20 protein-coding genes are annotated in these 24,447 nt (G+C 61.3%); 9 read left to right on the top strand and 11 right to left on the bottom strand.

The genetic code is table 11. The annotated features are described in order from the left end of the window. Positions 1-77: 77 nt before the first annotated feature. Positions 78-1,406 (bottom strand): AIR synthase-related protein, encoded by a 1,329-nt coding sequence (locus MHAR_RS01665; RefSeq protein ID WP_014585898.1) that lies wholly within the window; start codon positions 1,404-1,406, stop codon positions 78-80. A 194-nt stretch (positions 1,407-1,600) separates the two neighbouring features. Here MHAR_RS01665 and fdhF point away from each other — a divergent pair, with 194 nt between their 5' ends. Together fdhF and MHAR_RS01655 are read left to right on the top strand one after the other, a co-directional pair. Further along, positions 1,601-3,676 carry a formate dehydrogenase subunit alpha gene (gene fdhF / locus MHAR_RS01660; RefSeq protein WP_048144240.1) on the top strand — a complete coding sequence of 692 codons (2,076 nt, stop codon included), beginning with the start codon at positions 1,601-1,603 and terminating at the stop codon, positions 3,674-3,676. A 13-nt stretch (positions 3,677-3,689) separates the two neighbouring features. Then, on the top strand, positions 3,690-4,850 hold the full coding sequence (locus MHAR_RS01655; RefSeq protein WP_014585896.1) for a Coenzyme F420 hydrogenase/dehydrogenase, beta subunit C-terminal domain: 1,161 nt from the start codon (positions 3,690-3,692) through the stop codon (positions 4,848-4,850). Positions 4,851-4,929: 79 nt separating this feature from the next. Here MHAR_RS01655 and mutL read toward each other — a convergent pair whose 3' ends face one another. From mutL to MHAR_RS01625, 7 genes are all read right to left on the bottom strand, one after another. Next, complete coding sequence (mutL, locus tag MHAR_RS01650) at positions 4,930-6,717, bottom strand: DNA mismatch repair endonuclease MutL (protein WP_014585895.1); 1,788 nt, start codon at positions 6,715-6,717, stop codon at positions 4,930-4,932. Further along, positions 6,704-9,385: a DNA mismatch repair protein MutS gene (mutS, locus tag MHAR_RS01645; RefSeq protein WP_014585894.1), complete on the bottom strand. Its 2,682-nt coding sequence runs from the start codon at positions 9,383-9,385 to the stop codon at positions 6,704-6,706. The genes mutL and mutS overlap by 14 nt, the downstream gene beginning before the upstream one ends. Before the next feature lie 103 nt (positions 9,386-9,488). Beyond that, positions 9,489-9,860 (bottom strand): hypothetical protein, encoded by a 372-nt coding sequence (locus MHAR_RS01640; protein WP_048144239.1) that lies wholly within the window; start codon positions 9,858-9,860, stop codon positions 9,489-9,491. A gap of 239 nt (positions 9,861-10,099) precedes the next feature. Next, positions 10,100-10,378 (bottom strand): hypothetical protein, encoded by a 279-nt coding sequence (locus MHAR_RS13885; protein ID WP_143763226.1) that lies wholly within the window; start codon positions 10,376-10,378, stop codon positions 10,100-10,102. Between the two features lie 475 nt (positions 10,379-10,853). Then, positions 10,854-11,087 carry an Lrp/AsnC ligand binding domain-containing protein gene (locus MHAR_RS01635; RefSeq protein WP_187287837.1) on the bottom strand — a complete coding sequence of 78 codons (234 nt, stop codon included), beginning with the start codon at positions 11,085-11,087 and terminating at the stop codon, positions 10,854-10,856. Between the two features lie 53 nt (positions 11,088-11,140). Continuing rightward, positions 11,141-11,677 (bottom strand): tetratricopeptide repeat protein, encoded by a 537-nt coding sequence (locus MHAR_RS01630; RefSeq protein ID WP_014585892.1) that lies wholly within the window; start codon positions 11,675-11,677, stop codon positions 11,141-11,143. A 10-nt stretch (positions 11,678-11,687) separates the two neighbouring features. Beyond that, positions 11,688-12,014 (bottom strand): DUF3467 domain-containing protein, encoded by a 327-nt coding sequence (locus MHAR_RS01625; RefSeq protein WP_014585891.1) that lies wholly within the window; start codon positions 12,012-12,014, stop codon positions 11,688-11,690. 411 nt (positions 12,015-12,425) lie between these two features. On the opposite strand from MHAR_RS01625, the gene MHAR_RS01620 reads away from it, so the two are divergent. Continuing rightward, positions 12,426-13,004 carry an FmdE family protein gene (locus MHAR_RS01620; protein ID WP_014585890.1) on the top strand — a complete coding sequence of 193 codons (579 nt, stop codon included), beginning with the start codon at positions 12,426-12,428 and terminating at the stop codon, positions 13,002-13,004. Positions 13,005-13,033: 29 nt separating this feature from the next. Here the strand turns inward: MHAR_RS01620 and MHAR_RS01615 are convergent, their stop codons facing one another. Further along, on the bottom strand, positions 13,034-13,783 hold the full coding sequence (locus tag MHAR_RS01615; RefSeq protein WP_048144238.1) for an MBL fold metallo-hydrolase: 750 nt from the start codon (positions 13,781-13,783) through the stop codon (positions 13,034-13,036). Between the two features lie 175 nt (positions 13,784-13,958). Between MHAR_RS01615 and MHAR_RS01610 the strand changes: the two genes are divergently transcribed. The 6 genes from MHAR_RS01610 to MHAR_RS01585 all read left to right on the top strand — a co-directional run bounded on the left by MHAR_RS01610 (position 13,959) and on the right by MHAR_RS01585 (position 22,559). Continuing rightward, complete coding sequence (locus MHAR_RS01610) at positions 13,959-15,212, top strand: adenosylhomocysteinase (protein WP_014585888.1); 1,254 nt, start codon at positions 13,959-13,961, stop codon at positions 15,210-15,212. A gap of 11 nt (positions 15,213-15,223) precedes the next feature. Beyond that, on the top strand, positions 15,224-16,321 hold the full coding sequence (locus MHAR_RS01605; RefSeq protein ID WP_014585887.1) for a phosphotransferase family protein: 1,098 nt from the start codon (positions 15,224-15,226) through the stop codon (positions 16,319-16,321). A gap of 1 nt (position 16,322) precedes the next feature. Further along, on the top strand, positions 16,323-17,327 hold the full coding sequence (locus MHAR_RS01600; RefSeq protein WP_014585886.1) for a THUMP domain-containing protein: 1,005 nt from the start codon (positions 16,323-16,325) through the stop codon (positions 17,325-17,327). Positions 17,328-17,660: 333 nt separating this feature from the next. After that, a complete protein-coding gene (locus MHAR_RS12335; RefSeq protein ID WP_052300972.1) occupies positions 17,661-20,657 on the top strand; it encodes a PKD domain-containing protein in 2,997 nt (998 codons plus the stop codon). Positions 20,658-20,732: 75 nt separating this feature from the next. Further along, positions 20,733-21,314: a hypothetical protein gene (locus tag MHAR_RS01590; RefSeq protein ID WP_014585883.1), complete on the top strand. Its 582-nt coding sequence runs from the start codon at positions 20,733-20,735 to the stop codon at positions 21,312-21,314. Positions 21,315-21,374: 60 nt separating this feature from the next. Then, complete coding sequence (locus MHAR_RS01585) at positions 21,375-22,559, top strand: hypothetical protein (protein WP_014585882.1); 1,185 nt, start codon at positions 21,375-21,377, stop codon at positions 22,557-22,559. 92 nt (positions 22,560-22,651) lie between these two features. On the opposite strand, the gene MHAR_RS01580 is transcribed toward MHAR_RS01585, so the two are convergent. Together MHAR_RS01580 and MHAR_RS01575 are read right to left on the bottom strand one after the other, a co-directional pair. Then, positions 22,652-23,086: an ACT domain-containing protein gene (locus tag MHAR_RS01580; RefSeq protein WP_014585881.1), complete on the bottom strand. Its 435-nt coding sequence runs from the start codon at positions 23,084-23,086 to the stop codon at positions 22,652-22,654. Between the two features lie 55 nt (positions 23,087-23,141). Then, positions 23,142-24,446, bottom strand: coding sequence for a phenylacetate--CoA ligase family protein (locus MHAR_RS01575; protein ID WP_048144236.1), 1,305 nt, complete (start codon positions 24,444-24,446; stop codon positions 23,142-23,144). Between the last annotated feature and the right edge of the window lies 1 nt (position 24,447).

Genomic DNA, 24,447 nt, shown 5'->3' with positions numbered 1-24,447 from the left:
TGCTTATAGGGATTTCCCTGGCCAGCCGCTCTCGGTTCGAATGGACAGTCGTCCCAGGGGGCGGTCGTCGAGGTGGCTCAAGCCGCCCGACCACCGCCCCCGATCCTCTCGACGAACCGCCTCTTCTTCGCTATCGCCCTCTCGGCGGCCCGGTCGACCTTCTCCCTCATCTCGAGGAACTCCCGGGCAGGCCCCTCGTCCACCGCCCTCTTTATGGGGGTGTAGGCCGACTCCCGGAACCGGGGCTCGAAGTCCATCACCTCGCCGTCGACGTGGAGTTCCACCCCCCGGCCCTCCTCGACCCGGCCGATGGCGTCGATCTCGACGCCTGCGCCCCTCACAGCCCGGACGATCTCTCCGGCGGAGGAGGGGGGGGCGATGATGAGGAGGGCGTCTATCGAGACCCCGAGGTAGTCGATCTCCAGATCCTCCAGCATCTCCAGGACCCGCCGGTTGACGAGCCGGGCCATCCTCTCCTCCTGGAAGATCAGCTTCACCCCAGCGGTCTTCGATATCTCTTTCGCGTCTCCCCTGATCCCACCATTGGTGACGTCGGTCATGGCGTGGATCTCCACCTCCTGCTCCAGGAGGGCGGAAGCCGCCTCCAGGAACTTTATGTTCATCGTCTCATCGACGACCTCATGGCGGCCGTAGTAGAGGGCTGCGGCGCAGACCGTCCCCCCGCCCGCCCCCTCCGTCATGAGGATGACGTCCCCGGGGGCGGCGTCCTTCCTCGGCGAGAGCCGGTCGGAGACCCCCACCGCGCCGACACACCCCGTCAGCCGATCTCCGATCACCATGTCCCCCCCGATCCGCAAGGTGGAGCCGGTGATGAGGGGGACCCCCGTCAGCTCTCCGACAGCGGCGATCCCCGCCAGGTGGTCGAAGAGGCGGCTGAGGTCGCCGTCGTCGGCTAAATGAATGTCTGAGAACATGGCGACGGGGCGGGCCCTCATGACGTATATGTCCCGCAAGGTGGCCCTGGTGACGTGGAAGCCGGCGAGGAAGGGGTAGTCGCTGAGGCGGGAGTGCATCCCGTCGACGGTGAGGACGATGTACCTGCCGCCGGCCTCGACCGCCCCCGAGTCGTCCAGCTGCCGGGAGTCGACGACGGCGTCCGTCTCCCCGATCACCTCGGCGATCTTCTCGTGGGCGTAGAAGTCGCCGAGCCCCCGGGAGCCGACTCCGAACTCCCCCATGGTGACCCCCGCCACCGGTAGGTCGAAGACGTCGCCCCGGGGGCTCAAAGTCGCCCTCGCCTCTTCCAGAACGGCTTTGGCTAGCCTCTCCGCGTGAGCCCTGGTTATCCTCTCCCCCTTCACCTCGACGATCATCTCGGCCAGCCTCTCCTCGAGGTCGGGGTGGCCCCTCGATAGGCCCCTCTTGGCAAAACCCTCCAGGTCCATGGAGGGTGGTGGACGCCGCGGGATAAAAAAGCTCCATAGCCTAGAGGCCTCCATCCAGCCTTGAATCCCGGCCGGGGATACAAGAATATATCCAAAGACCGCGAGAAAGATTGGGCAGATCTGACGATTGGTAGGATCTCAGAGGAAGACAGCGCCGGAGGACCATTCCAGGGAGGGCTAGTTTGATTCCAGATATGAAGTTCGTCGCCACCACCTGCCCTTACTGCGGCGTCGGCTGCGGCCTTCTCCTCGCCGTCCGGGATGAGAGGGTGGTGGGGGTGGAGCCGTGGCAGGCCCACCCGATAAACGAGGGGAAGCTCTGCCAGAAGGGGAGGTACGCACACCAGTTCATCCACAGCGAGGATCGGCTGAAGACCCCCCTCATAAAGAGGGGGGGCTCCTTCGTCCCCGCCAGCTGGGACGAGGCCCTCCAGCTGATCGCCAGGAGGCTCTCATCCTACCGGCCGGAGGAGGTATTCTTCCTCGCCTCGGCGAAGGCGACCAACGAGGAGAACTACCTCTTCCAGAAGTTCGCCCGGGTGGTGATGAAGACGAACAACGTAGACCACTGCGCCCGCCTCTGCCACTCCTCCACCGTCTCCGCCCTGGCGAAGGCCTTCGGCTCCGGAGCCATGACCAACTCGATCCTCGACCTGGAGGAGGCGAGGTGCATCTTCGTCATCGGGAGCAACACCTTTGAGCAGCACCCCCTGATCGGAAGAAGGCTAGTCCTGGCGAGGAGGAGGGGGGCGAAGGTCATCTCTGCCGACCCGAGGCTGACCCCCACGGCGAAGGAGGCGGACCTCCACCTCCCGATCCGTCCGGGGACGGACGTGGCGCTGATAAACGGCCTCGTCCGCCGGATAATAGAGGGGGGCTGGGAGGACCGGGGCTTCATCGAGGAGAGGACCCGGGGCTTCGAAACCCTGAGGGAGACGGTGATGAAGGAGGAGTCCACCCTCCCGGGGACCTCGAGGATCACCGGGGTCCCCGAAGGCGATATCGAGGCGGCGGCAGAGATGATAGCGACGCTGAAGCCCGCCGCCCTCCTCTATTCGATGGGGGTGACCCAGCACACCTCCGGCGTCGAGAACGTCCTCGCCCTGGCGAACCTGATGATGCTCACCGGAAACATCGGGCGGCCCGGGAGCGGGGTCAACCCCCTCCGGGGGCAGAACAACGTCCAGGGGGCCTGCGACATGGGAGCGCTCCCGAACGTCTTCAGCGGGTATCAGAGCGTCGAAGAGGACGGATGCAGGCGGAGGATGAAGAGGGTATGGGGGGTCGAGGAGCTGGGGGAGGCGAGGGCCGGGATCACATCGACGGAGATGATGGAGATCCTGGCGGATCGGCCCGGGAGGATGAAGGCCCTCTACCTGATGGGGGAGAACCCGATGATCTCGGAGGCGGACCAGAACCGGGTCCGAAGGGCCCTCGATAACGTGGAGTTCATGGTATCCCAGGAGATCTTCATGACGGAAACAACAGAGCTGGCGGACGTCGTCCTCCCCGCCGCCTCCTTCGCCGAGAAAGATGGGACCTTCACCAACACCGACCGGCGGGTCCAGAGGTTGAGGAAGGCGATAGATCCGCCGGGGGAGGCGATGCCGGACTGGGAGATCCTCTCCCGCCTGGCGAGGGCGATGGGGTACGGGAAGATGTTTGATTACCGGAGGGCGGAGGATATCTTCGAGGAGGTCGCGAGGGCGACCCCCTCCTACGCCGGGATCAGCTACCGCCGCCTGGAGGAACCCCACGCCCTCCAGTGGCCCTGCCCCGGCCCCCACCATCCCGGGACTCCGATCCTCCACGTCGAGAGGTTCGCCACCCCCGACGGCCTCGGCCACTTCACCCCCGTCGAGTGGAGGCCTCCCGCGGAGGTGCCTTCAGAGGATTACCCTCTGATCCTGACGACGGGAAGGTCCCTCTGGCACTGGCACGCCGGGTCGATGACCCGCCGCTCGAAGAGCCTCGGCGGCGAGGTGGAGACAGGCTGGGTGGAGATGAACGAGGAGGACGCAGAGGAGATGGGGATCGGGGACGGCGAGGTCGTCCGGGTCTCGTCCCGGCGGGGGAGGATCGAGCTTCCGGCGAGGGTGACCTCCGAGATCAAGAGAGGGGTGATATTCGTCCCCTTCCACTTCGCGGAGTGCCCCGCAAACCGGTTGACGAACGCCGCCCTCGACCCCGTCTCGAAGATCCCCGAGTTCAAGGCCTGCGCCGCCAGGGTCGATAAGTTGAGGGGGTGGCAGCATCCCCGGGGAGGGTGATACGATCGGCGTTATGATCTACGTCTGGGCTACAGACCCCGGGGTCCGCAGGAGGGGCGAGTCCGGGGGGGCGGTCACCGCCCTCCTGAAGTTCGCCCTGGAGGAGGGGATCGTCGATGCGGTCCTGGGGGTGAAGAGGGGTGCGGACCTCACCGACGGGAGGCCGCACCTGACGGCCGACCCGAAGGAGGTGGAGGAGATGGCGGGATCGATCCACGGGGGGACCCTCCTCCTCTCGAAGCTCTTCGGAAAGTACCTCGACGGGGCTAGAGGGTTCAAGGTGGGGGCCGTCGTCAAGGGGTGCGACCTGATGGGGATCTTCGAGCAGGCGAAGAGGGGAGAGGTCGATAGGAATAACCTCCTCCTTTTCGGCCTCAACTGCGGCGGCTCCATCGCCCCCTCCATGATGAGGCGGATCATCTCCGAGGCCTTCGGAGAGGAGCCCTCCGCCGTCACCAAGGAGACGATCCACAAGGGACGGTTCCACATCACCGTCCGGGGGGAGCATAAGGACCTCCCCATCCGGGAGATCGAAGGGGCAGGCCTCGGGAGAAGGGAGAACTGCAGGCGGTGTAAGCTGAAGGTCCCCAGGGGCGCCGACCTCGCCTGCGGCAACTGGGGGGTCCGGGAGGAGCTGGTGGGTGAGGCGACCTTCGTCGAGGTCACGACCGACCGGGGAAGAGACCTCCTCCGCCGGGCCCTGGAGGCGGGGGCGATCGGCATCGCCTCCCCCGAGGGGCCCTGCATCAAGGCCCGGAAGAGGAGGGAGGACCTGATCATCGGCCTCTCCGAAGAGGAGAGGGAGAGGGACTTCGCCCCCCTGGAGGGGAGCCGGGACCGGATGAGGGCGGTGATCGAGGAGACGGCCCGCTGCATCAAGTGCTACGCCTGCGTCGAGGTCTGCCCCGCCCTCTTCAACACCACCGGACCCTATCGGACCTCATTTCCGGGGCTAGTGCCGCCGGGGCTAGAGTTCCACCTGACGAGGTACGCCCACGTCGCCGACAGCTGCATAAACTGCGGCCAATGCCAGGAGCTCTGCCCCATGGAGATCCCCAATGCCAGGATCATGCACGCCATCGCCACCGACCTCCAGGAGCTTTGCGGCTACCGGGCGGGAGAGGAGAGCTCCAAGCCCGCCGTCGCCCTGATGAGGAGGCCGGTGGGGGCGTAGGGTCCGCCCCGCCCGGATCCTATGGAGGCGGCGACAGGAGGCTAGTAGGCGGGGGGTTCCAGACCTGGCGCCGCCGCCATCACCTCCTCCCGAAGATCTTCTCCAGCTCCACCGGGGATAGGGTGACGGCCGTCGGCCGGCCGTGGGGGCAGGTCCGGGGGCTCTCGCAGGTGGAGAGGTCCCGGAGGAGGTCGTGCATCTCCTTCCAGCCCATCTCGGCGCCGGCCTTTATCGAGCCCCGGCAGGCGAGAAGCTTCAGGATCTCCTCCTTCGCCGTTGACCCCGTCCCCACCCTCCCCAGGGCGAAGAGATCCCGGAGGACGTCGTGGACGGCCTCGGGGCTATCGAGCCTCCGGCCGATGGCGGGGACGGACCTGACGGTGTAGGCGTTCTTGCCGAAGGGCTGGACGTCGAAGCCCATCTCCGCCAGCGTCGGGCCCCACTCCTCCAGGAGGACCGCCTCCTTCGGCGAGAGCTCCAGGGTGACGGGCTCGATCAGCTCCTGGGAGATGGTTCCTGATGCGTATTTCTTTGATAGGATCTCGTACCTGATCCTCTCTGCGGCGGCGTGCTGGTCCACCAGGACGAGCCCCTCGGGCCCCTCCGCCACGATGTACAGTTGGAGGGCCTGGCCGAGGAGCCTCAGGCCGCCGGGGAGGGGCTCCGCCGCGAGCTCCAGGTCGAGCCTCCCCCCCCCTGAATATAGCGGGAGGGTCCTCTGAAGATCCGATAGAAGGCCGCGGGCGGGATCGGACCCGCCGACCGTCCCCGCGGCGCCGGAGCTGGCGACCGCATCATCCGCCTTCCCCGTCCCGAAGACCGTCGGCTCGGTGGGCCGCGCCCTTTGGGGTGGCGGCCCTCCCTCTCCTGCCTTCATCAGGGCGGCCCTGATGGCATCGGTGACCAATGCCGCCACCTCCTCCTCCCTCAGAAACCTCACCTCGGTCTTGGCGGGGTGGACGTTGACGTCCACCTGAGAGGGATCGATCCGGAGGGAGACGACGGCGATGGGGTGGCGGCCCGTCGGTATCAGGGTCCGGTAGGCCTCGGCGACCGCCCGAGAGAGGGCCCTCGATCGGACGAGGCGGCCGTTGACGTAGGTGATGATCCAGTCGGGGCTGGACCGGGTGGCCGTCTCCCGGGCGGCGACCCCGGAGATGGAGACGGACCTCGCCTCCGCCTCGAAGGGGACGAGGTTTCTTGCGACCTCCCTCCCGAGGATCCGGAGGAGGGGCTCATTCCAGCTCTCGGACCTGACGGACTTGAAGATCCTCTTCTCCCCGCTGAAGAGCTCGAAGGAGATCCGGTGGTGGATGACGGCGTAGGAGGTGACGACCTCGACGATCCTCGCCAGCTCCGCCCTCCCGCTCTTGAGGTACTTGCGCCGAGCGGGGACGTTCTTGAAGAGGCCCCGGACCTCGATCGACGTCCCGGCGGGGGCCCCCACCTCCCGGAGGTCGACGACCCTGCCGCCCTCGACCCTCAACCTCGTCCCGACGGCGTCGATCCCGCCGGACCTCACCTTCGTCACCAGCTCGAGGGCCTCAGCGACGCTGGCAATGCTGGAGAGGGCCTCCCCCCGAAACCCCAGGCTGGCTATCCGCTCCAGGTCCCCCGGACCCGAGATCTTGCTGGTGGCGTGCCTCTCGATAGCCAGAGCCGCGTCCTCCCGGTCCATCCCGCAGCCGTCGTCGGTGACCCGGATCAGCCCCTTCCCCCCCTCCTCCACCTCCACCAGGATCCTCGTCGCCCCCGCGTCGATGGAGTTCTCGACGAGCTCCTTGACGACGGAGGCGGGCCTCTCGATCACCTCTCCGGCGGCGATCTTGTTTATGGCGTCCTGGTCGAGGAGCTTAATTCTCGCCATCTGAATCCTCCAGGAGCCTCCTCTGGTACTCTGATAGCTTGTTTATCGCCTCGAGGGGTGTGAGGCCGTTGACGTCCAGATCCCTCATCTCCTTCAGGATCTCGACCCCCCCCCCGTCGGTGGGGGCGTGACCCTCCCCCATGAAGCCCGGTCCGTCCTCCCCTTCGGCCCGAGGCTTGGGCTCCTGGAAGAAGATCAGCTGGGTGTACTTGGGGCCGCCCCTTCGCCGGCGGGGGCCCCCGGCCAGGGGCTCGATCACCGCCTCCCCCTCGATCTCCCGGAGGATCTCCTTGGCCCTGGCCACCACCGCCTCGGGGACCCCGGCGAGCTTTGCGACGTGGATCCCGTAGCTCCGATCGGTGGCTCCGGGGACGACGGTCCGGAGGAAGAGGACGGTCTCCCCCTCCTCCTTGACGGCCATGTTGTAGTTCTTGACGCCGGGGAGGACTCCCGCGAGCTGGGTGAGCTGGTGGTAGTGGGTAGCGAAGACCGCCTTTCCCCGGACCCGGTTGTGGATGTGCTCGGTGACGGACCAGGCGATGGCGAGGCCGTCGAAGGTGCTCGTCCCTCGACCGATCTCGTCGAGGAGGATGAGGCTCTTGGAGGTGGCAGAGCTGAGGATCTTCGCCAGCTCCGTCATCTCGATCATGAAGGTGCTCTGCCCCGCCGAGAGGTCGTCGTAGGCCCCGACCCGGGTGAAGATCCTGTCGACCGGAGAGATGGAAGCGAAGGCGGCGGGGACGAAGGACCCGATCTGGGCGAGGATGATGGCGAGGGCGATCTGCCGCATGTAGGTCGACTTCCCGGCCATGTTGGGGCCCGTCAGGATGATGACGCGGTTGGATCTCCCGTCGAGGTCGACGTCGTTGGCGACGAAGCCCCCCCGCATCGCCCTCTCCAGGATCGGATGGCGGGAGGCCCTCATGGAGATCTCCCCCCGGTCGTTCAGCTGGGGCCTCACGAACTCCCCGTCGGCGGCCACGGCCGCCAGGGTGACGAGGACGTCCAACTCGCCCAAAGCCTCGCCCCTCTCCAGGATCTCCCGGGACTTTGCCGCCGCCTCCCTCCTCACCGAGATGAAGATCTCCTCCTCCAGGGACGCCGACCTCTCCTGGGCGGAGAGGACCCGGGACTCCATCTCCTTCAGCTCGGGGGTTATGAACCGCTCCCCCCCCGCCAGGGTCTGCTTTCTGATGTACTCCGGTGGCACCGCCGAGAGGTTTGCCTTCGTCACCTCGATGTAGTAGCCGAAGACGTTGTTGTACCCGACCCGGAGGGACTTTATCCCCGTCCGGTCCCGCTCCTGCCGCTCCATCCTGGCGATCCAGCCCCGCCCCTCCCGCAGGAGGGACCGCAAGCCGTCCAGCTCGGGGTCGTAACCGTCCCGGATGATCCCCCCCTCCCGGATCGCCGAGGGGGGGTCGTCGGCGATGGCCCTCCCGATCAGGTCCGCCACCTCCCCCAGGGGGCCGATCTCGAGCCTCTCCCGGAGGCGGACGAGCTCCTCCGACCTCGCCGCCGTCAGGATAGCGACGATCCGGGGGAGCCCCTCGATGGACCCCTTGAGGGCTCTCAGGTCCTTCGGGGAGGCGGTGCCGCAGGAGGTCCGGCCGACGACCCGCTCCAGGTCGCCTCCACCCCTCAGCGCCTCCCGGAGGTCCGCCCTCAAGAGGGGGTCGCCGACCAGCTCCTCGACGGCGTCGAGGCGGCGCTCTATATCTTCATGGGATAAAAGGGGCATCTGAAGCCACTTCCGGAGGGTCCTCGACCCTCCGGGGGTGGTGGTCTCGTCCAGAAAATCGACGAGGGTCCCCCGTTTGGAACGGTCGCGGATGTTCCTGAATATCTCCAGGTTCCGCAAGGTCGTCTCGTCGAGGACCATGAAATCCTCCGGCGAGTAGAGCCTCACCTCTGCGATGTGGTCCAGGGCCGGGAGGCGGGCCGACTGGAGGTAGGTGAGGACGGCACCGCAGGCCCTCGCCGCCGCGGGGTGGGCCGGGAGGCCCCATCTCTCCACCCTCTCTCCGCCGAAGTGGTCGGCGAGGCGGGCCCTTGCTCCGACGAGGGCGAAGTCGGCGTCATCAAGCCTCTGCACCATCATCCCCTCTCCATCGCCGACGAGGGATTCGGCGGACCGGGGGATGAGGCACTCGGCGGGCCGAAACTTCGCAAGCTCCGTTGAGAGCTTTCCGCCGGTGGCCAGAAGCTCCGTCGCCAGGAACTCCCCGGTGGAGACGTCCAGGAGGGAGAGGCCGATCTTGCCGTCGTCCTCGACGATCGATGCCAGGTAGTTGTTCGACCCCTCCTCCAGCATCGAGGGCTCAAGGATCGTCCCGGGGGTGATCACCCTTATGATCTCCCTTTTGACGAGCCCCTTCGCCTTCCTGGGGTCCTCCACCTGCTCGCAGATGGCGACCTTGTAGCCGGCGGCGACGAGCTTGGGGAGGTAGGCGTCGAGGGCGTGGTGGGGGATCCCGGCGAGGGGGATCCGGTTTCCCTCCTTGTCCTTCTGCCGGGAGGTGAGGGTGATGTTGAGGACCCGGGCCGCTATCTCGGCGTCGGGGCCGAAGGTCTCGTAGAAGTCGCCCATCCGGAAGAGGAGGAGGGCGTCGCCGCACTCCTCCTTCATCCCGAAGTACTGATCCATCAGAGGTGAGATCTTGGCCATGGGCTATCCGAGGCTGATGGGACCTCTCCGGTCATATCGGTTTCGGCTCACCAGAAGCAAAAAGAATTTGAGGCGGTCCGATCATAGATCGCCTTCGAGGGAGTTAACCCTGGAATACCCATCCTGAGTAGTAGTTTCGAGGATAATAGAACTGGCAGTCGCAGTCGCTGAACGGGTGGCAGACCCGGAAGGGCCGGATGTGAACCCCGCCCCAGTAGTGGTATCCCGAAAAGGGGAACCCCGGCCTGAAGATCGAGTAGAACTTCGGATGGCTATGGCCGAATGACTGCCCGGTCGACAGATCGCCCCTCGGCCAGGGATCGCCCCCCACCCACGGGCCTCCCAAACCTCGCTCGAACCGCTCTTCGGCCGCGGCCTCTCCCGGCCGCATCCCAACGCCGCCATCTCCTCCGATGGCTGAGACACACCCCATCAAAGCCATGATGAGGACTATAGAGAATATGATCCTATTCATCCCCGCTGCATCCCCTTTTATATCCCTCGGATAATGCTGATCCAGTAAAGGAGGAAGTTCCTCCCCGAGGAGTTGATGCGTTCAAAAGATATGAATTTATCTTCCTTTCGGGGCCGGTGGCGTAAAGACCTTCGATAAAAAGGATGGGGCGGCGGGGGCGAGCCCCCTACCCCCAGCTTTAATCTCCCGTCGGAAGAGGGGTTTTGTCCCTGCCGATCCCCGGGATGGCCCTTCAGAGATCACCAGTACCAGTAGGATCCCCAGGGCCAGCTGTAACCCCACGGCCTCCAGTAGCTCCAAGAGACCACGTAATTCCAGGAGGTTACGTAAGGCCTGGTGTAATAGTAGTAGACCGGCTGGCTATACGCTGGCGGGTGGTACGCCGGTGGGTGGGAATACGGCGGGTGGTATCCCGGCGGGTGGGTCCCATCCTTATGTTTCTGCCCCGGCGGATGCCCGCCCGGGGCGGCAATGCAGATCGATGCTGTCATCAAAGAAAGCAGGACGAAGATCAGCACCAATTTGGGAACTCTGCTTCGCTTCATATACCTCATCTCCCCTTAGATTCGATACTGCTATGTCAGCATCTATACCGGCATCGATATTTAAATTTCATGTTTATGTAGCCTTCATCTGAATCCGATGTAAAGACGGAGAATCGCCGAGTTTTTTCACCCCCGCGAAGATCTCGCCCCTCCCATCATCGTCCCAGTCTTATCGATCCCCATCGATATGCTCGGCGGATGCCCTCCGCCATTCCTCGCCGTGCCCATCCCGGCCGGATGCCCAGGATCGTATGGGGGGCGAGGGGCCCTTCCCAGGGGTGCCGCAAGAGATGGGGCGGGCGGAAGCGAGCTCCTGGCCACGATAAAAGAAGCGGGTTAGGGGACGGACCGGGGGAGGGAAAAGAGATCTCAGCCGCCGAAGGCTTTCTCCTCTCGGGCCAGCCCCCCCGCTGACCGATCCTGAGGGCGGCCTCGCCTGCGGGGGGAGCTAAAACTTCAGCTCCATCCCCAGGATCGTCTCGGTGGAGGTGACGCCGTGGATCTCCCGGACCTTGAGGACTATCATATTCAGGTCGGCGATCCCCTCCACGTCGGCTATGGCGATGAAGTCCGTCTCCCCGTAGACCGGGACCACCTCCCGGACACCCCGGATCGCGGTGAGGGCGTCGTATACCGCCTTCTCGGACCCCGGCTCTGCGTTGATCATGACGAAACCTTTCAACCTAGAACCCCCCTTTCTTCGGAGATTTATTTGTATGTAACACCGATCCTATATCATCCTTCGCCGGGCCGCTCCGCCCCGCCTCCCTCCCCCGGAAGGACGCCGCCGAACTCCGCCCGGATCGCCACCTCCATCATCACCCGCCTCAGGGCCTCGATCTCCCTCTCGATGGAGATCGACGGCTCGATATTCGCCGCCTCCATCAGGGCTCCCAGGGCCTCCTCCAGGAGGCCCATCCCCACCAGGACGGTGGCGAGGTTCCGGAAGTCGGAGGCCTCCGGCTCTTCGGTGATGATCCCCTCGTATACTTCGAGGGCCTCCTCGAACCGCCCCATCGTCCGGAGGACGAAGGCCCGGTTCCTGAGGGGCTCGCGGCTTTCAGGGTCGGCCTGGTGGGCCCGGTCGTAGGCGGCGAGGGCCTCCTCTGGCCGTCCCAGCTGGAAGAGGGCGACGCCCTTGTTGTTCCAGGCGTCGGCGTTCTCGGGGTTCATCTCCAGGACCTGGTCGAAGAAGCCGATGGCCTCCTCGAACTCGTTCCTCTTCACCCGATCCATCCCCTTGTGGACGAGGATCTTCTCCTTTGATCTCATGAGACCCGCCTCACATGTAGCCCTGGATGGGAGCGGACTCTTCCGGTCCGGCCTTCCTCCCCCCCGGCTTTTTTATCTCGCCGAACTGCCGCTCGTACTCTTTTATGTGGTTATTCAGCCAGTCGGCGAGCTCCTTTGCGGCGAGGGGAGAGAGGATCAGCTCCGTCTCCACCCTCCTCTCCATGACGCTCACCTGCTTTCCGTCCTGGACTACGGCCTTCGGCGAGTCGTTGTAGAAGGCCATCCTGAAGTCGTAGGGGCTGTGGCCTCCCATCGCCCCCACGGCGTAGATCTGCCTGAACTTATCGGCCTTGACGATCTCCAAAGCAAACTCCATGGAGGCGACTTCCCCCTCAAGCTTAAAATAACTGATGACCTGACCCCCTCCGGCCCGGACAGCTTCTGCCGGACGCCTCCTGCATAAAAAATAAATAGAATGGGGTGGTAGTTATTATCGAGGCGCGAGCAGAAGACCAGGAAGGTCGGCAGTCTCCGTGATGGGAGCGTCGGATAAAAGACCGGCGACTTGCGGCTCGGCGCCTCCCAAACTCCTTCTCAGATTGGTCAGTTCCATGCCCATTCCGGCGGCAATCCTCCTCCTGGGGAATAAATCCGTCCTCTGACCCGGAAGCCCCCCCACCCCGCTCCGCCAGGCCCTCGGAAGGACGCTTATCAGAATTTGAAACGATACGGTTTATTTAGTATCAGATCATAACCCGATCCGATAAATTCGGAACAAGGTGACGAGATGGAAGAGGATTTCAACGAAGTGGTCAAGTTTCACGGCCATACCTGCCCTGGCATCGCCATAGGCTACCGGGTGGCCAGGTACGTCAAGAACCATTACAAAAGGTCCGAGGACGAGGAGCTGGTGGCGATCGTCGAGAACAGCTCATGCAGCGTCGACGCCATCCAGTCTCTCCTCGGCTGCACCTTCGGGAAGGGGAACTTCATCTTCAAGGACCACGGAAAGCACGTCTACACCTTCTACTCGCGAGACCACAATAAGGCGATTCGGATCTACGTCAAAAACGTCCTCCCCCGGACCGATCCCACCGCCATGAAGAGGTTCTTCGCAGGGGAGATGACCCCCGAGGAGAGGGAGAGGTTCCTGAAGCTCCGGGAGGAGGCTACAAACTACATCCTCACCGCCCCCGACGAGGATCTGTTGGTGGTCCGACAGGTCGATATCCCCGCGCCGCCGAAGGCCCGAATCCACCCCTCCCTCGAGTGCCAGGAGTGCGGCGAGGCCTTCATGGAGGTCCGAGGGCGGACGGCGGCAGGCAAGATCGTCTGCGAGGAGTGCTACCAGAAGTTCGTGGCCTAGAGGAAGATCATCTCTTCTCCGCTCAAAAACTAAATTGATATTCTCTGCAGATCCCGCCCGATCTCAACCTCGACGCCGGGGCCGACGCCCTCCAGGACGTCCCGGACCATCGCCTCCTCGAAGCCGACGGTCTGGGGGTAGAGGTGGGTGAGGACTATCCTCTTGACGCCGGCGCCTTTGAAGGTCAGGCCGAGCCGCCGGGGGGTTGCGTGGTTGGTGATGACGAAGGGCTCGGGAAAGGAGCACTCGTGGACCAGGAGGTCCGCGCCTTCGGCAAGGAGCCTTATCGACTCCACCGGCTCGGTGTCCCCCGAGTAGACGACAGACTTCGTCTCAGATTCGATCCGATATCCGAGGGCTGGAATGCTGTGGACCGCCTCGCGTGCCCTGATCCTCAGGCCGTTTAGGCAGAACTCGTCTCCGGGATTTACGACGGTGAAAGATACGTCCAAGTCCTTCAGGTAAGAGTAAAGCCCCCGGACCGCCTCAAACCACCCTGCAGTCCCCTCGGGGCCGTATACCTCCATTTCGCTTTCGCCCATTAGCCACCGGGCCTTGGCCAGGGGGAGGAGGTCGGAGACGTGGTCGAGGTGGAGGTGGGTGAGGAGGACGAGGTCGACCTCCAGGGGCGAGAGCCCCGCCTCCGCGAGCCTCAACAGGGCGCCAGCGCCGCAGTCGAACAAGATAGGTTCCTCGGCCCTGATCACAAGGCCCGCCTGGGCCCGGCCCGAGTGGGGGATCCCGACCCCGGTTCCAAGAAGGGTGACCTCCAGGTCCATGAGGGGCTTTTTGGATCCCGAAGTAATAGAGGTTGTCGATGGCCCAGACTTGAAGTTGTCGATGGCCCAGACTTGAGGTTGCCGACAGCCCCGACCGATCGGTTTTAAGTATATACAAAGAATCTGATCCCAAAAGCCATAATCAGAGCTCAAGATCGATCAAGGTGATATTTTGATGGAGAACGTCATCAAGGACCCGAAGTTGGCCGAGAAGGGCAAAAAGAGGATCGAGTGGGCGAGGAGGCACATGCCCGTCCTCCAGAAGATCAGGGAGGAGTACGCCGCCGAGCGCCCCCTCGAGGGGGTCAGGGTCGTCGCCTGCCTCCACGTCACCGTCGAGACGGCGAACCTGCTGTCGACCCTCACGGCCGGTGGAGCCGAGATCGCCGTGGCGGGCTCCAACCCCCTCAGCACCCAGGACGACGTGGCCGCGGCCCTGGCGGAGGATGGTATGCGCGTCTACGCCTTCCACGGGGAGAACGACCAGGAGTACTACGACTGCATCAACCGGGCCCTGGAGATCCGCCCCCACGTAACCCTCGACGACGGCGCCGACACCATCGCCACCATCCACCGGGACCGACCCGATCTGGCCGCCGAGATCCTGGGAGGGTGCGAGGAGACGACCACCGGGGTTATCCGGCTGCGGGCCCTGGCCGACGCCGGTAAGCTCCTCTACCCGGTGATAGCCGTCAACGACGCCGAGACGAAGATGATGTTCGACAACCGGTACGGTACCGGCCAGAGCACCATCCACGGGATCATGAACGCCACCAACTTCCTCTTCGCCGGGAAGACCGTCGTCGTCGGCGGCTATGGCTGGTGCGGCCGCGGCCTTGCCACAAGGGCGAGGGGGATGGGGGCGAACGTCATCGTCGTCGAGGTGGAACCGAGGAAGGCCCTGGAGGCGGCGATGGACGGCTTCCGGGTGATGTCGATGACCGCGGCGGCGCCCCTGGGCGATCTATTCGTCACCGTCACCGGGAACGTCTCGGTCATCAGGGAAGAGCACGTCGAGCTGATGAAGGACCAGGCGATCGTCGCCAACAGCGGCCACTTCAACGTCGAGATCGACATCCCGGCCCTGGAGGAGATGGCTTCGGGAGTGAGCGAGGTCCAGGAGAACGTTTTGGAGTACAAAATGGCCGACGGCAGGAGGATCTACCTCCTCGCCGAGGGGAGGCTCATAAACCTCGCCGCCGCCTACGGCCACCCGCCGGAGGTGATGGACATGAGCTTCGCAAACCAGGCCCTCTCCGTCCGGTACATCGCCGAGAACGGCCGACGACTCGATAGGAAGGTCTACTCCGTCCCATCGGAGATCGACAAGCGGGTCGCCGCCCTGAAGCTCGCGGCGATGGGGATCGAGATCGAGTCCCTGACCCCAGAGCAGGATAAGTACCTCCACAGCTGGGAGACGGGGACCTGAGGGGGACGGATATGGACCTGAAGAGAGAGGCGGTCGAGGCCTACCTGAGAAGCCTGGAGGGCGAAGACGCCGAGCTGGTCGGCATGAAGACCCTCGGAGAGACGATCCCCACCACCGAAGACGTCAAGGGCTTCGGCTACGGGAGCCCCGTCCTTCTGGAGTATCGGGCGGGCGGCGAGACCAGATCTGCGGTCCTCTCGACGATGCGGGTCCAGGAGGGGTTCGGCCACGACCACTTCTCCGACCGGGCCCAGGTCCTCCTATGGCAGCACTCCGCCTTCGGAGGCCTCCCGAAGCACGCCAGGTCGATGGATGTCGGATACTTCAGCTCCGATGGGGATCTCAGCTCCTGCGGCGATGCCCAGGAGTTCTTCATCCTCATGGAGACGATCGAGGGGAAGGAGTACTTCTTCGACCTGGAGCGGGTGAAGGAGGAGGGGGCGACGGACCTGGACATGAGACGGGCCGAGGTTCTTTCGACCTATCTCGCCGAGATCCACGCTGCGAAGAAGGCCTCCCCCGCCCTCTACCGCCGGAAGATCCGGGAGACCGTCGGCCACGGCGAGTGCATCATGGGGATCCTCGACGACTATCCCGCTGACCCCGCCTTTCTCAAGCCCGGAGAGCTCGCGGCGATCGAAAAGAGGTGCGTCGACTGGAGGTGGCGTCTTCGGGAGAAGACCCACCGGCTCTGCATGGCCCACGGCGACTTCCACCCCTGGAACGTGATGTTCCGGTCGGGGACGGACTTCTCGGTCCTGGACCGGTCCCGGGGGGAGTGGGGGGAGGCGGCCGACGACGTCACGGCGATGACGACGAACTACATCTTCTACTCCGTCCAGAAGAGCCTCCGGCTCGAAGGCGGCCTAGCGGCCCTATTCGAGCTCTTCTTCGAGAACTACCTCGATAAAACGGGGGACGAGGAGCTTCTTTCGGTGATCGCCCCCTTCTTCGCCTTTCGGATGGTCGTCGTCGCCAGCCCCACCTGGTATCCCCTCCTCACCGGCGACGTCCGGAGGGCCCTCTTCAACTTCCTGGAGAACGTCCTCGACGCCGAGGAGTTCGACTACAAGCGGGTCAACCGCTACCTCGAAGCTCCCCGGATCTGAGATGGCGCCCCGGTACGCCTTCGAGCTCTCAGGGGAGCACCCCACGATCCCCCGGAGCGAGGCGCTAGCGCTGCTCGCGATCACCTCGGCGGGATATCGGGCCGTCTCCGAGGGCGAACGCCATTTCGTCGTCGAGGCAAAGGACCTCGACCTCTCCCTCGACCGCCTCGGCGCGCGGATGGCCATGGTCCACCGGGTCGTCGAGGTGGCGGCCGAGGCCGAGCCGACGGCGGTGGGCGTCGCCAGGGCCGCCGCAGAGCTCGACCTTCCCGATAGATCCTACAGGGTCAGGGCGAAGCGGCTCGGCGAGGCTCCCCTCGGAAGCGACGAGGTGGAGAGGATGGTCGGCTCGGTCCTCTGGAGGCGAGGCTACAAGGCCGATCTGGCAGACCCCCAGATTGAGATCCGGGCGGTGGTCACCTCCGAGGGGGTCCTCCTGGGCCGGGAGGTCGCCCGCTCCGACCGGACCGGGTTTCGGGACCGCCGCCCCCACAAAAAGCCCTTCTTCCACCCGGGGGCGATCCTCCCCAAGCTCGCAAGAGCCCTCGTCAACCTCTCTCAAGTGAGAGAAGGCGAGCGGCTCCTCGACCCCTTCGCCGGGACCGGAGGGTTTCTGGTGGAGGCGGGGCTTATGGCGGTTCGCGGCGTAGGCGTCGACGTCCAGTGGAGAATCGTCCGGGGCGCCGCCTCCAATTTGGAGGGGCTCGACTGCACCCTCATCGTCGGGGACGCCATGAGGCTCCCCCTCAAAGACGAGTCCGTCGAGGCCGCCGTCTCCGACGCCCCCTACGGGAGGTCGGCCCTGATCCAGGCGGGATCGAGGGACGAGCTTCTCACAGGAAGCCTCGCCGAGCTGCGGCGGGTCCTGGTCCCCGGCCGGAGGATGATCTATGTCGAAGACCGGCCCGTCGGCGGGGCGATCGAGGAGGCGGGGTTCGAGATTCTGGAAGCTCATCAGGAGAGGGTACACCGGAGCCTGACGAGGCATATATTCGTCTGCAGGTGAAGAAGAGGCAGCCAACGATTTTTAACAGTGGCTCCAAAGGACGGGCGGAGGTCCGGTGGGCGGGCGGCGCAGATAAATTGAGGCGTCCTAAAACCTCCGTAATCAGAGATGACCCGCCATTCCGTCTATCAGAAGCCTCCGAGATTTATATTAACACGGCATCGGAATCATCCGGCGATTTCATCATCAAAGCCCATTATCCCGATCAGGTGGGAGACTTAAAGCGGCTCAAAACAAAAGATCGATGGTCAGAATGAAGTCCCTAAAAATGGACAGACACGAGCCCTCAAAGAAAAGTATATATGTTAAAAAGTTTGATATTATAGAGATATTATGCGCAAGATTCTGAGTCTGTTGCTGTCGGTATCGATTGTATGTTGCTATGTCACATCCTGTGAAGAGGCAGCCTACGCCCTCGGGGAATCCGGCTCGATGAAGCTGGATCAGTATTCCCTATCGGAACTGAACGGGTCAGAGATAGCTACCTTCACCGTCACCAGCAGATCAGGCGATACGGGCGAAAAAACCATCTGTCCCGGAGAGAGAGATCTAGCCTCCATAAAGAAGGAGATCGAGAAAAGGGTGGAAGTGGGCAACCAAAAAGTCGTCGATAAGGCCGCTTCGTTGGCGCAACGATTTCCTGGGGATCATTCGGTGGAACAGGTCTGCGAAATCTTCGAATACCTTAAAAATAACTGGAATTATACCGGAGATCCACGGTGCGGAGAGTTCTACCGTTATGCAAACCAAACCATCCGACTGGGAGAGGAGATCGGGCGGGCAGGGGCGGGAGATTGTGACGATTTCGCCATCCTCATGGCGGCGTTGATAGAAAATATTGGCGGAACTACCAAGATCAATCTGGTTTATGATGAATGGCAAGGGCATGCATATACCGAGGTCTGTATTGGCAAACATAATAGCAATGATAATAAAGTTAATAAAACATCCACGTGGTTGAAAAAGAAATATAATGTAGAGAAAATATATGCACATGTGGACGAGTCGGGCTTTGTCTGGCTCAACCTGGACTGGTGGGCTGACCACCCCGGGGGGCCCTTTTATCCAGTTGATAATCATAAAGGTTTCGTCCGGGTAAACCCCCATCTTCCCATCGTCTCACTGAACCCACCCAACATACCACCCAATCCGGTTATCTCATGGGAGGTCGAAGAACCCAACGCCAGAGAACCTATAATCTTCGACGCATCCCAAAGCTACGACCTCTATGGAGGGATCGCAGACTACGAATGGGACTTCGGGGATGGTGTAAGAGAAAAGGGCCCTGTTGTCAATCATACCTACCGGAAAGGCGGCCCTTACCCCGTCATGCTAAAAGTAACCGACGTGGAGGGGAAGGAGAACCGGACCATATCCTCGATCGAGGTGAACGAGCCACCGGTGGCCGAGTTCAGCTATTCGATCGAGGATAAAAAATCGGGATATCTCATAACTTTCGACGCCTCGGAGAGCTACGACGAGGAGGACGGGGAAGTTGCCTCATTTACGTGGAACTTCGGAGACGGCCATACGACCATGGAGCTATCCGATGGTTTGGCAACCAATTTTTACCCAAGGAGTGGCACCTTCAACGTGAGCCTGACCGTCAAAGACAGCAACCGGGCCCTGGGGGTCAAGTCAATTCCCATAAAGATAAATCTGCCCCCTATAGCGAAGTTCTCCGTCAATAATAGTGAGCCGAACGTTGGTGAAGGGATCGCCGTCGACGCATCCCAAAGCCTTGACGCCGACGGCAAGATCACCGAATACCGGTGGAACTTTGGCGATGGGAAGACCGCGAGAGGGCCACAAGCCATCCACAATTATCTGAAAGGGGGCAACTTTATTATAAAACTGGAAATAATTGATGACAACGACGCGGTAAACAGCACCACCAGGGATCTAAGAGTAAATAAGCCCCCGGTAGCAGCCTTCTCCTACGCCCCCACCAGCCCCCGGGCGGACGGCATCGTGACCTTTGATGCAGACGAGAGCGAAGACCTGGACGGCAGGATAGTCGACTATCTATGGGATTTCGGAGAGGGGGGGCGCAAACAGGGGTTCGCCTGTGTCGACTACAAATATATCAAAGGGGGAGTATACTCCGTTGTTTTGACCGTAACTGACGACGACGGGGCTAAAAGCTCTAACTCCAAAAAGGTGACCGTCGGTGAGAAAGAGTCGTCAACCGCCGAAGACCACCGACCGGAACGGGGGGTACTGGCCGAATCGGATAAGAAAGGCCTCGAAGGATGGAGCCGGACCTTCGGAGGAGCAGGCCAGGATGGGGGATATTCAGTTGAGCAGACGGCCGACGGAGGATACATCATAGCGGGCAGAACTCTCGACGCCTTCGGAGGAGACGACCTCTGGCTGATAAAGACCAACTCGGCCGGATATAGAGCATGGGACACATCCTTCGGATGGGAGGGGGCCGATTGGGGAAATTCGGTCCAGCAGACGGCCGACGGTGGCTACATCATAACCGGTTATACCCAAGACGACTTAGGCGGTAAAGATGTTTGGCTGATTAAGACCGACTCGGCTGGAAACCGGGTATGGGACAGAACCTTCGGTGGATCGGGCCAGGATGAAGGAAATTCGGTCCAGCAGACAGCCGACGGTGGCTACATCATAGCAGGCTACACCCTTGACAACTTCGGTGGGGACGACCTCTGGCTGATCAAGACCGACCCGGACGGAGACCTAGTATGGGAGAGAACCTTCGGGGGGAAGGGGCATGAACAGGGGGATTCGGTCTGGCAGACGGACGATGGCGGATATGTCATAACGGGCAGGACCCTCGACAACTTCGGTGGGGATGACCTCTGGCTGATCAAGACCGACCTGGCCGGAGACCTAGTATGGGAGAGAACCTTCGGCGGTGAGGGGGCCGATTGGGGACATTCGGTCCAGCAGACGGCCGACGAAGGCTACATCATAACAGGCTATACCCTCGATGACTTCGGCGGCAAAGACCTCTATCTCATCAAGACGGACTCATTCGGGTACAGCGAATGGGAGAGAGCCTTCGGAGGAGCCGGACAAGAGGAGGGGCATTCGGTCCAGCAGACAGTCGACGGCGGCTACATCATAACAGGCTATACCCTCGACGACTTTGGTGGGGACGACCTCTGGCTGATCAAGACGGACTCCTCCGGATACAGGGTATGGGACAGGACCTTCGGAGGAGCTGGGCAAGAGGTGGGATTTTCGGTTCAGCAGACGACAGACGAAGGCTACATCATAACAGGCTATACCCTCGACAACTTCGGTGGGGACGACCTCTGGCTGATCAAGACGGACAAAAATGGAAATCTCGTGGGCTGAAGAGGAGATCAACTCATCCACAGATGTGGAGATATAAAAATACCTAATTTCGTTATGGACTTGAGGTGGGTGCGGATGAACAGAAAAGATGGCATAAAGAACAGGCTTCGGCCGATTATTGCGACGGCTTTGATCCTGATCCTCCTTCCGGCATCTTCTGCGGCGGCGGAGATGGGCAATGAGACCGGAGGGAGCGACCAGCCCGGAGCCTTGGTTTTGATACCGTCAAAACAGGATGTCACGGGGAATTGGAGGCTTATCCTGGAGGATAATGTTACCAGGTATGCCAATTTAACCCTTTATCAAGCCGATGATGCCGTCTTCGGCTATGGAAACCTTACCTCTGAGAATTCGACGCGGATGGTGAGCGCCGGCGGATCGTTTGAAGAAAACCTCCTGGAGCTCTTTTTTATCACTCAGGAAGAGGATCTGATCCTCAGGCTCGTCTCCGTCGTCGATGGAGGATGCCTCTCGGGAGACTACCGGGGCTACGCCAGGGAAGGCGAGGAGATGCTGGGGAACGTTTCAGGGTGCATGTACGTATCAGGCGAGACTAAGTCTCAACCTGTGCTCGTGCCGGAACCAATCCATATCGACTGGAGTTCGTGGTTCGATTGGTATTGGTACAATAAATGGCATTTCGATCTATTCCCTTAGAGGATTGCTTTTTCATTTCGGAAAGATGATATAATCTAGATAAAAGGATGGCGTCGTATTATGCCGGAGGATAAGAGCTGGAGCTGGATCGATGGGGCGTTCAAAAAGATACCTATTCCATATCCCTACGTTTCGCTGATCATTTTTATTTGCTGCTGTTTAATTTATATAATTTTGAGCGTACTTGTAGAGAGTCTCCCGGATTACCACGACTGGGATGCGAATATTAAAAGAAAGATATTAATTACCAGTCTTCTAGTTGCTTATGGTATGGCAGGAGTCAAATACTTCATAGATAATGTTCGTGGAATCTTCGAGATGATGGAGCCGGCTCCTGGATGCCAGAAAAAGATAGTTGCCCTGAATATCCAGCTCGAAGATAGGTTCACAAAATCCAAAAAGTTTTATATAATACTGATCCTAGCTATTATTCCATTCTATGGGATAGATCTGATCCGCGGTGAGGTTCGTTCGTATCTCTTAACAGAATACAAATTGACGGGATCGTTATCCATCGATAGCATATCACTCGACATATTCAATAATATTGCAGCTTTGTTAATACTATATACCATGGCCATGATACTATGGATCATCTTCAATACAAGATGGGCACTCCGCGATCTGAAGGGCAGATCACATGGACATATTATCAAGATAGATCTATTCAACGTCGATGATGTAGGGGGTCTGAAACAAGTAAGAAACCTTATACTCAAGCTTGTGGTCTATCAATTCATCGCAGTATCTTTGGCGATTATAAACTTCATAGATCCCTATAAGATCATGTTTCACGAGATTATATTTCTATCCATATTATTTAGCATTACAGTTTATTTTTTTATTTCTAGTTGGTTCATAATCCAGGAACTTTTGGAGGCCGAGCGGGGGCGCAACATCGATTCCATCAACGAGCTATATAGACAGCAGAATCATAGGGTACAGGAGATAATCGCTGGCGAGGGATATTGGGATAATCAGGAGAAGCTCGATAGGATACTGACATCTATGAACTTCCTCAAAGATGAGAGGGATCGAGTTAAGGAGGCGAGCAAGCATGCATATAACTTTAGATCCGTATTAATTTTTATAAGTTCATCCCTGGTTCCGTTCATTACAACCTATCTTCTCCCATTGATAATAAAAGAAGGTTCCAAGATATCGGAACAAATTACTCCGGGGATGGAATTATTAAATCAGCAGATTCTACCGCTCATAAACGGATCTCTGCAATTATTTTGGTGAATCTCAATCATATAATGCCCGGTCAATATGCTACATATTCTGATAGAAAAATGATATTCAAGGCGCCATCGGCTGGCGCCCCTTCTTTAGGCTCAGATCTTCTGTATCTCCTCCCTCGTCGCGAGCTTCACCCCAGCGTCGGTGAGGACGCGCCTCGCCTTCTCCAGGTTGTCGACCCGGATGATCAGAAGCGCCCGCTCGGCCTTCGTCGTTACGAAGGCGTAGGCGTAGTCGACGTTGACCTCGCTCTCGCCGAGGGTGTTCACGATCTCGTATAAGCCCCCCGGGATGTCCTTCATCTCGACGGCCAGAACTTCAGTCTCGGAGACGGTGAAGCCGCCGTCGTGGAGGACTTTGTACCCCTTCTCGGGATCGTCAACGACCATCCGGATCACCCCGAAGTCCCCCGCCTCGGCGACGGTGAGGGCCCGGATGTTGACTCCGGCGTCGGATAGGGTCTTTGAGACCTTCGCCATCCTGCCGGGCTTGTTCTCTACGAATAACGATATCTGCTTAATTGCCACCAACTTTCGCACCTCCTTATTTGCCGTCCTTCTTCGCCTTCCGCGTTCTCGCCTTCCTTCAGACCTTCCTCTTATCGATCACCCTCACGGCCTTCCCCTCCGACCGCGGGATTCGCCCCGGCTCCACCAGCTCCACGTCGGCGACGACGTTGAGGACGCCCTTCAGCTCCTTGGAGATCCTCTTGGATAATGACATCAGGTCGGAGATCTTGTCGCTGAAGCCGGTCTCCGTCACCTCCACCATCACCTTCATGATGTCCAGGGGCCCCTTCCGGTCGACGATGATCTGGTAGTGGTCGCCGACCTCAGGGATGGTCATCAAGACCGACTCCACCTGGCTTGGGAAGACGTTTATTCCGCGGATGACGATCATGTCGTCGGTTCGGCCCAGAATCCTCATCAGCCGGGGGTGGGTCCGGCCGCAGGGGCAGGGCTCGGAGTCGATCTTCGTCAGGTCCCCGATCCGGTACCGGATGAGGGGGATCGCCCACTTGGAGAGGGTCGTTATCACCAGCTCCCCCGTCTCGCCGTCGGGGAGCACTTCCCCGGTCTTGGGGTCGATAACCTCGATGAGGAACATGTCGGACCAGATGTGGATCCCGTTCTGCTCCTGGCACTCGGTGAAGAGGGGGCCGCTCATCTCGCTCGTCCCGAAGATGTCGTAGGCCTTGATCCCCGTCGCCTCCTCGATCCTCCTTCTGGTCTCGTCGGACCAGGGCTCCGCCCCGAAGACCCCCACCTTCAGGCTGGTGTCGTCCCGGATGGAGACCCCCATCCTCTCCGCCACCTCAGCGATGTGGAGGAAGTAGGAGGGGGTGCAGGCGATGGCGGTGCTCCCCAGATCCTGCATCAGCATGATCTGCCGCTCGGTGTTCCCGGTGCCGGTGGGCAGAACAGTCGCCCCGATCTTCTCCGCCCCGTAGTGGAGGCCCAGGCCGCCTGTGAAGAGACCGTATCCGTAGCCGACCTGGATGACGTCGCCGCGGCCTAGGCCGATGGACGTCAGGGCCCGGGCGAGGGAGTCCGACCACATCTCGATGTCGTCTTTGGTGTAGCCGACGACCGTCGGCTTTCCGGTGGTGCCGCTGGAGACGTGGTACCGCACGATCCTGTTCCTCGGAAGGCTGAACATCCCCGTCGGGTAGGTGTTCCGGAGATCGACCTTGTAGGTGAAGGGGAGCTTCGCCAGGTCGGAGAGGGCCTTTATATCCGAAGGGGCCACCCCAGCCTCCCGGAACCTCTCTCGATAGAAGGGGGAGTGATCGTAGACGTAATGGACCATCGATTTGAGCCGCTCCTCCTGAAGCCTGGAGAGGTCCTCGAGGGGCATGCGCTCTATGTGCGGATTCCAGTAGTCAAACATG

Source organism: Methanothrix harundinacea 6Ac, from assembly GCF_000235565.1.
Taxonomy (GTDB): domain Archaea; phylum Halobacteriota; class Methanosarcinia; order Methanotrichales; family Methanotrichaceae; genus Methanocrinis; species Methanocrinis harundinaceus.
This window is presented reverse-complemented; position numbering and strand designations above follow the sequence as displayed.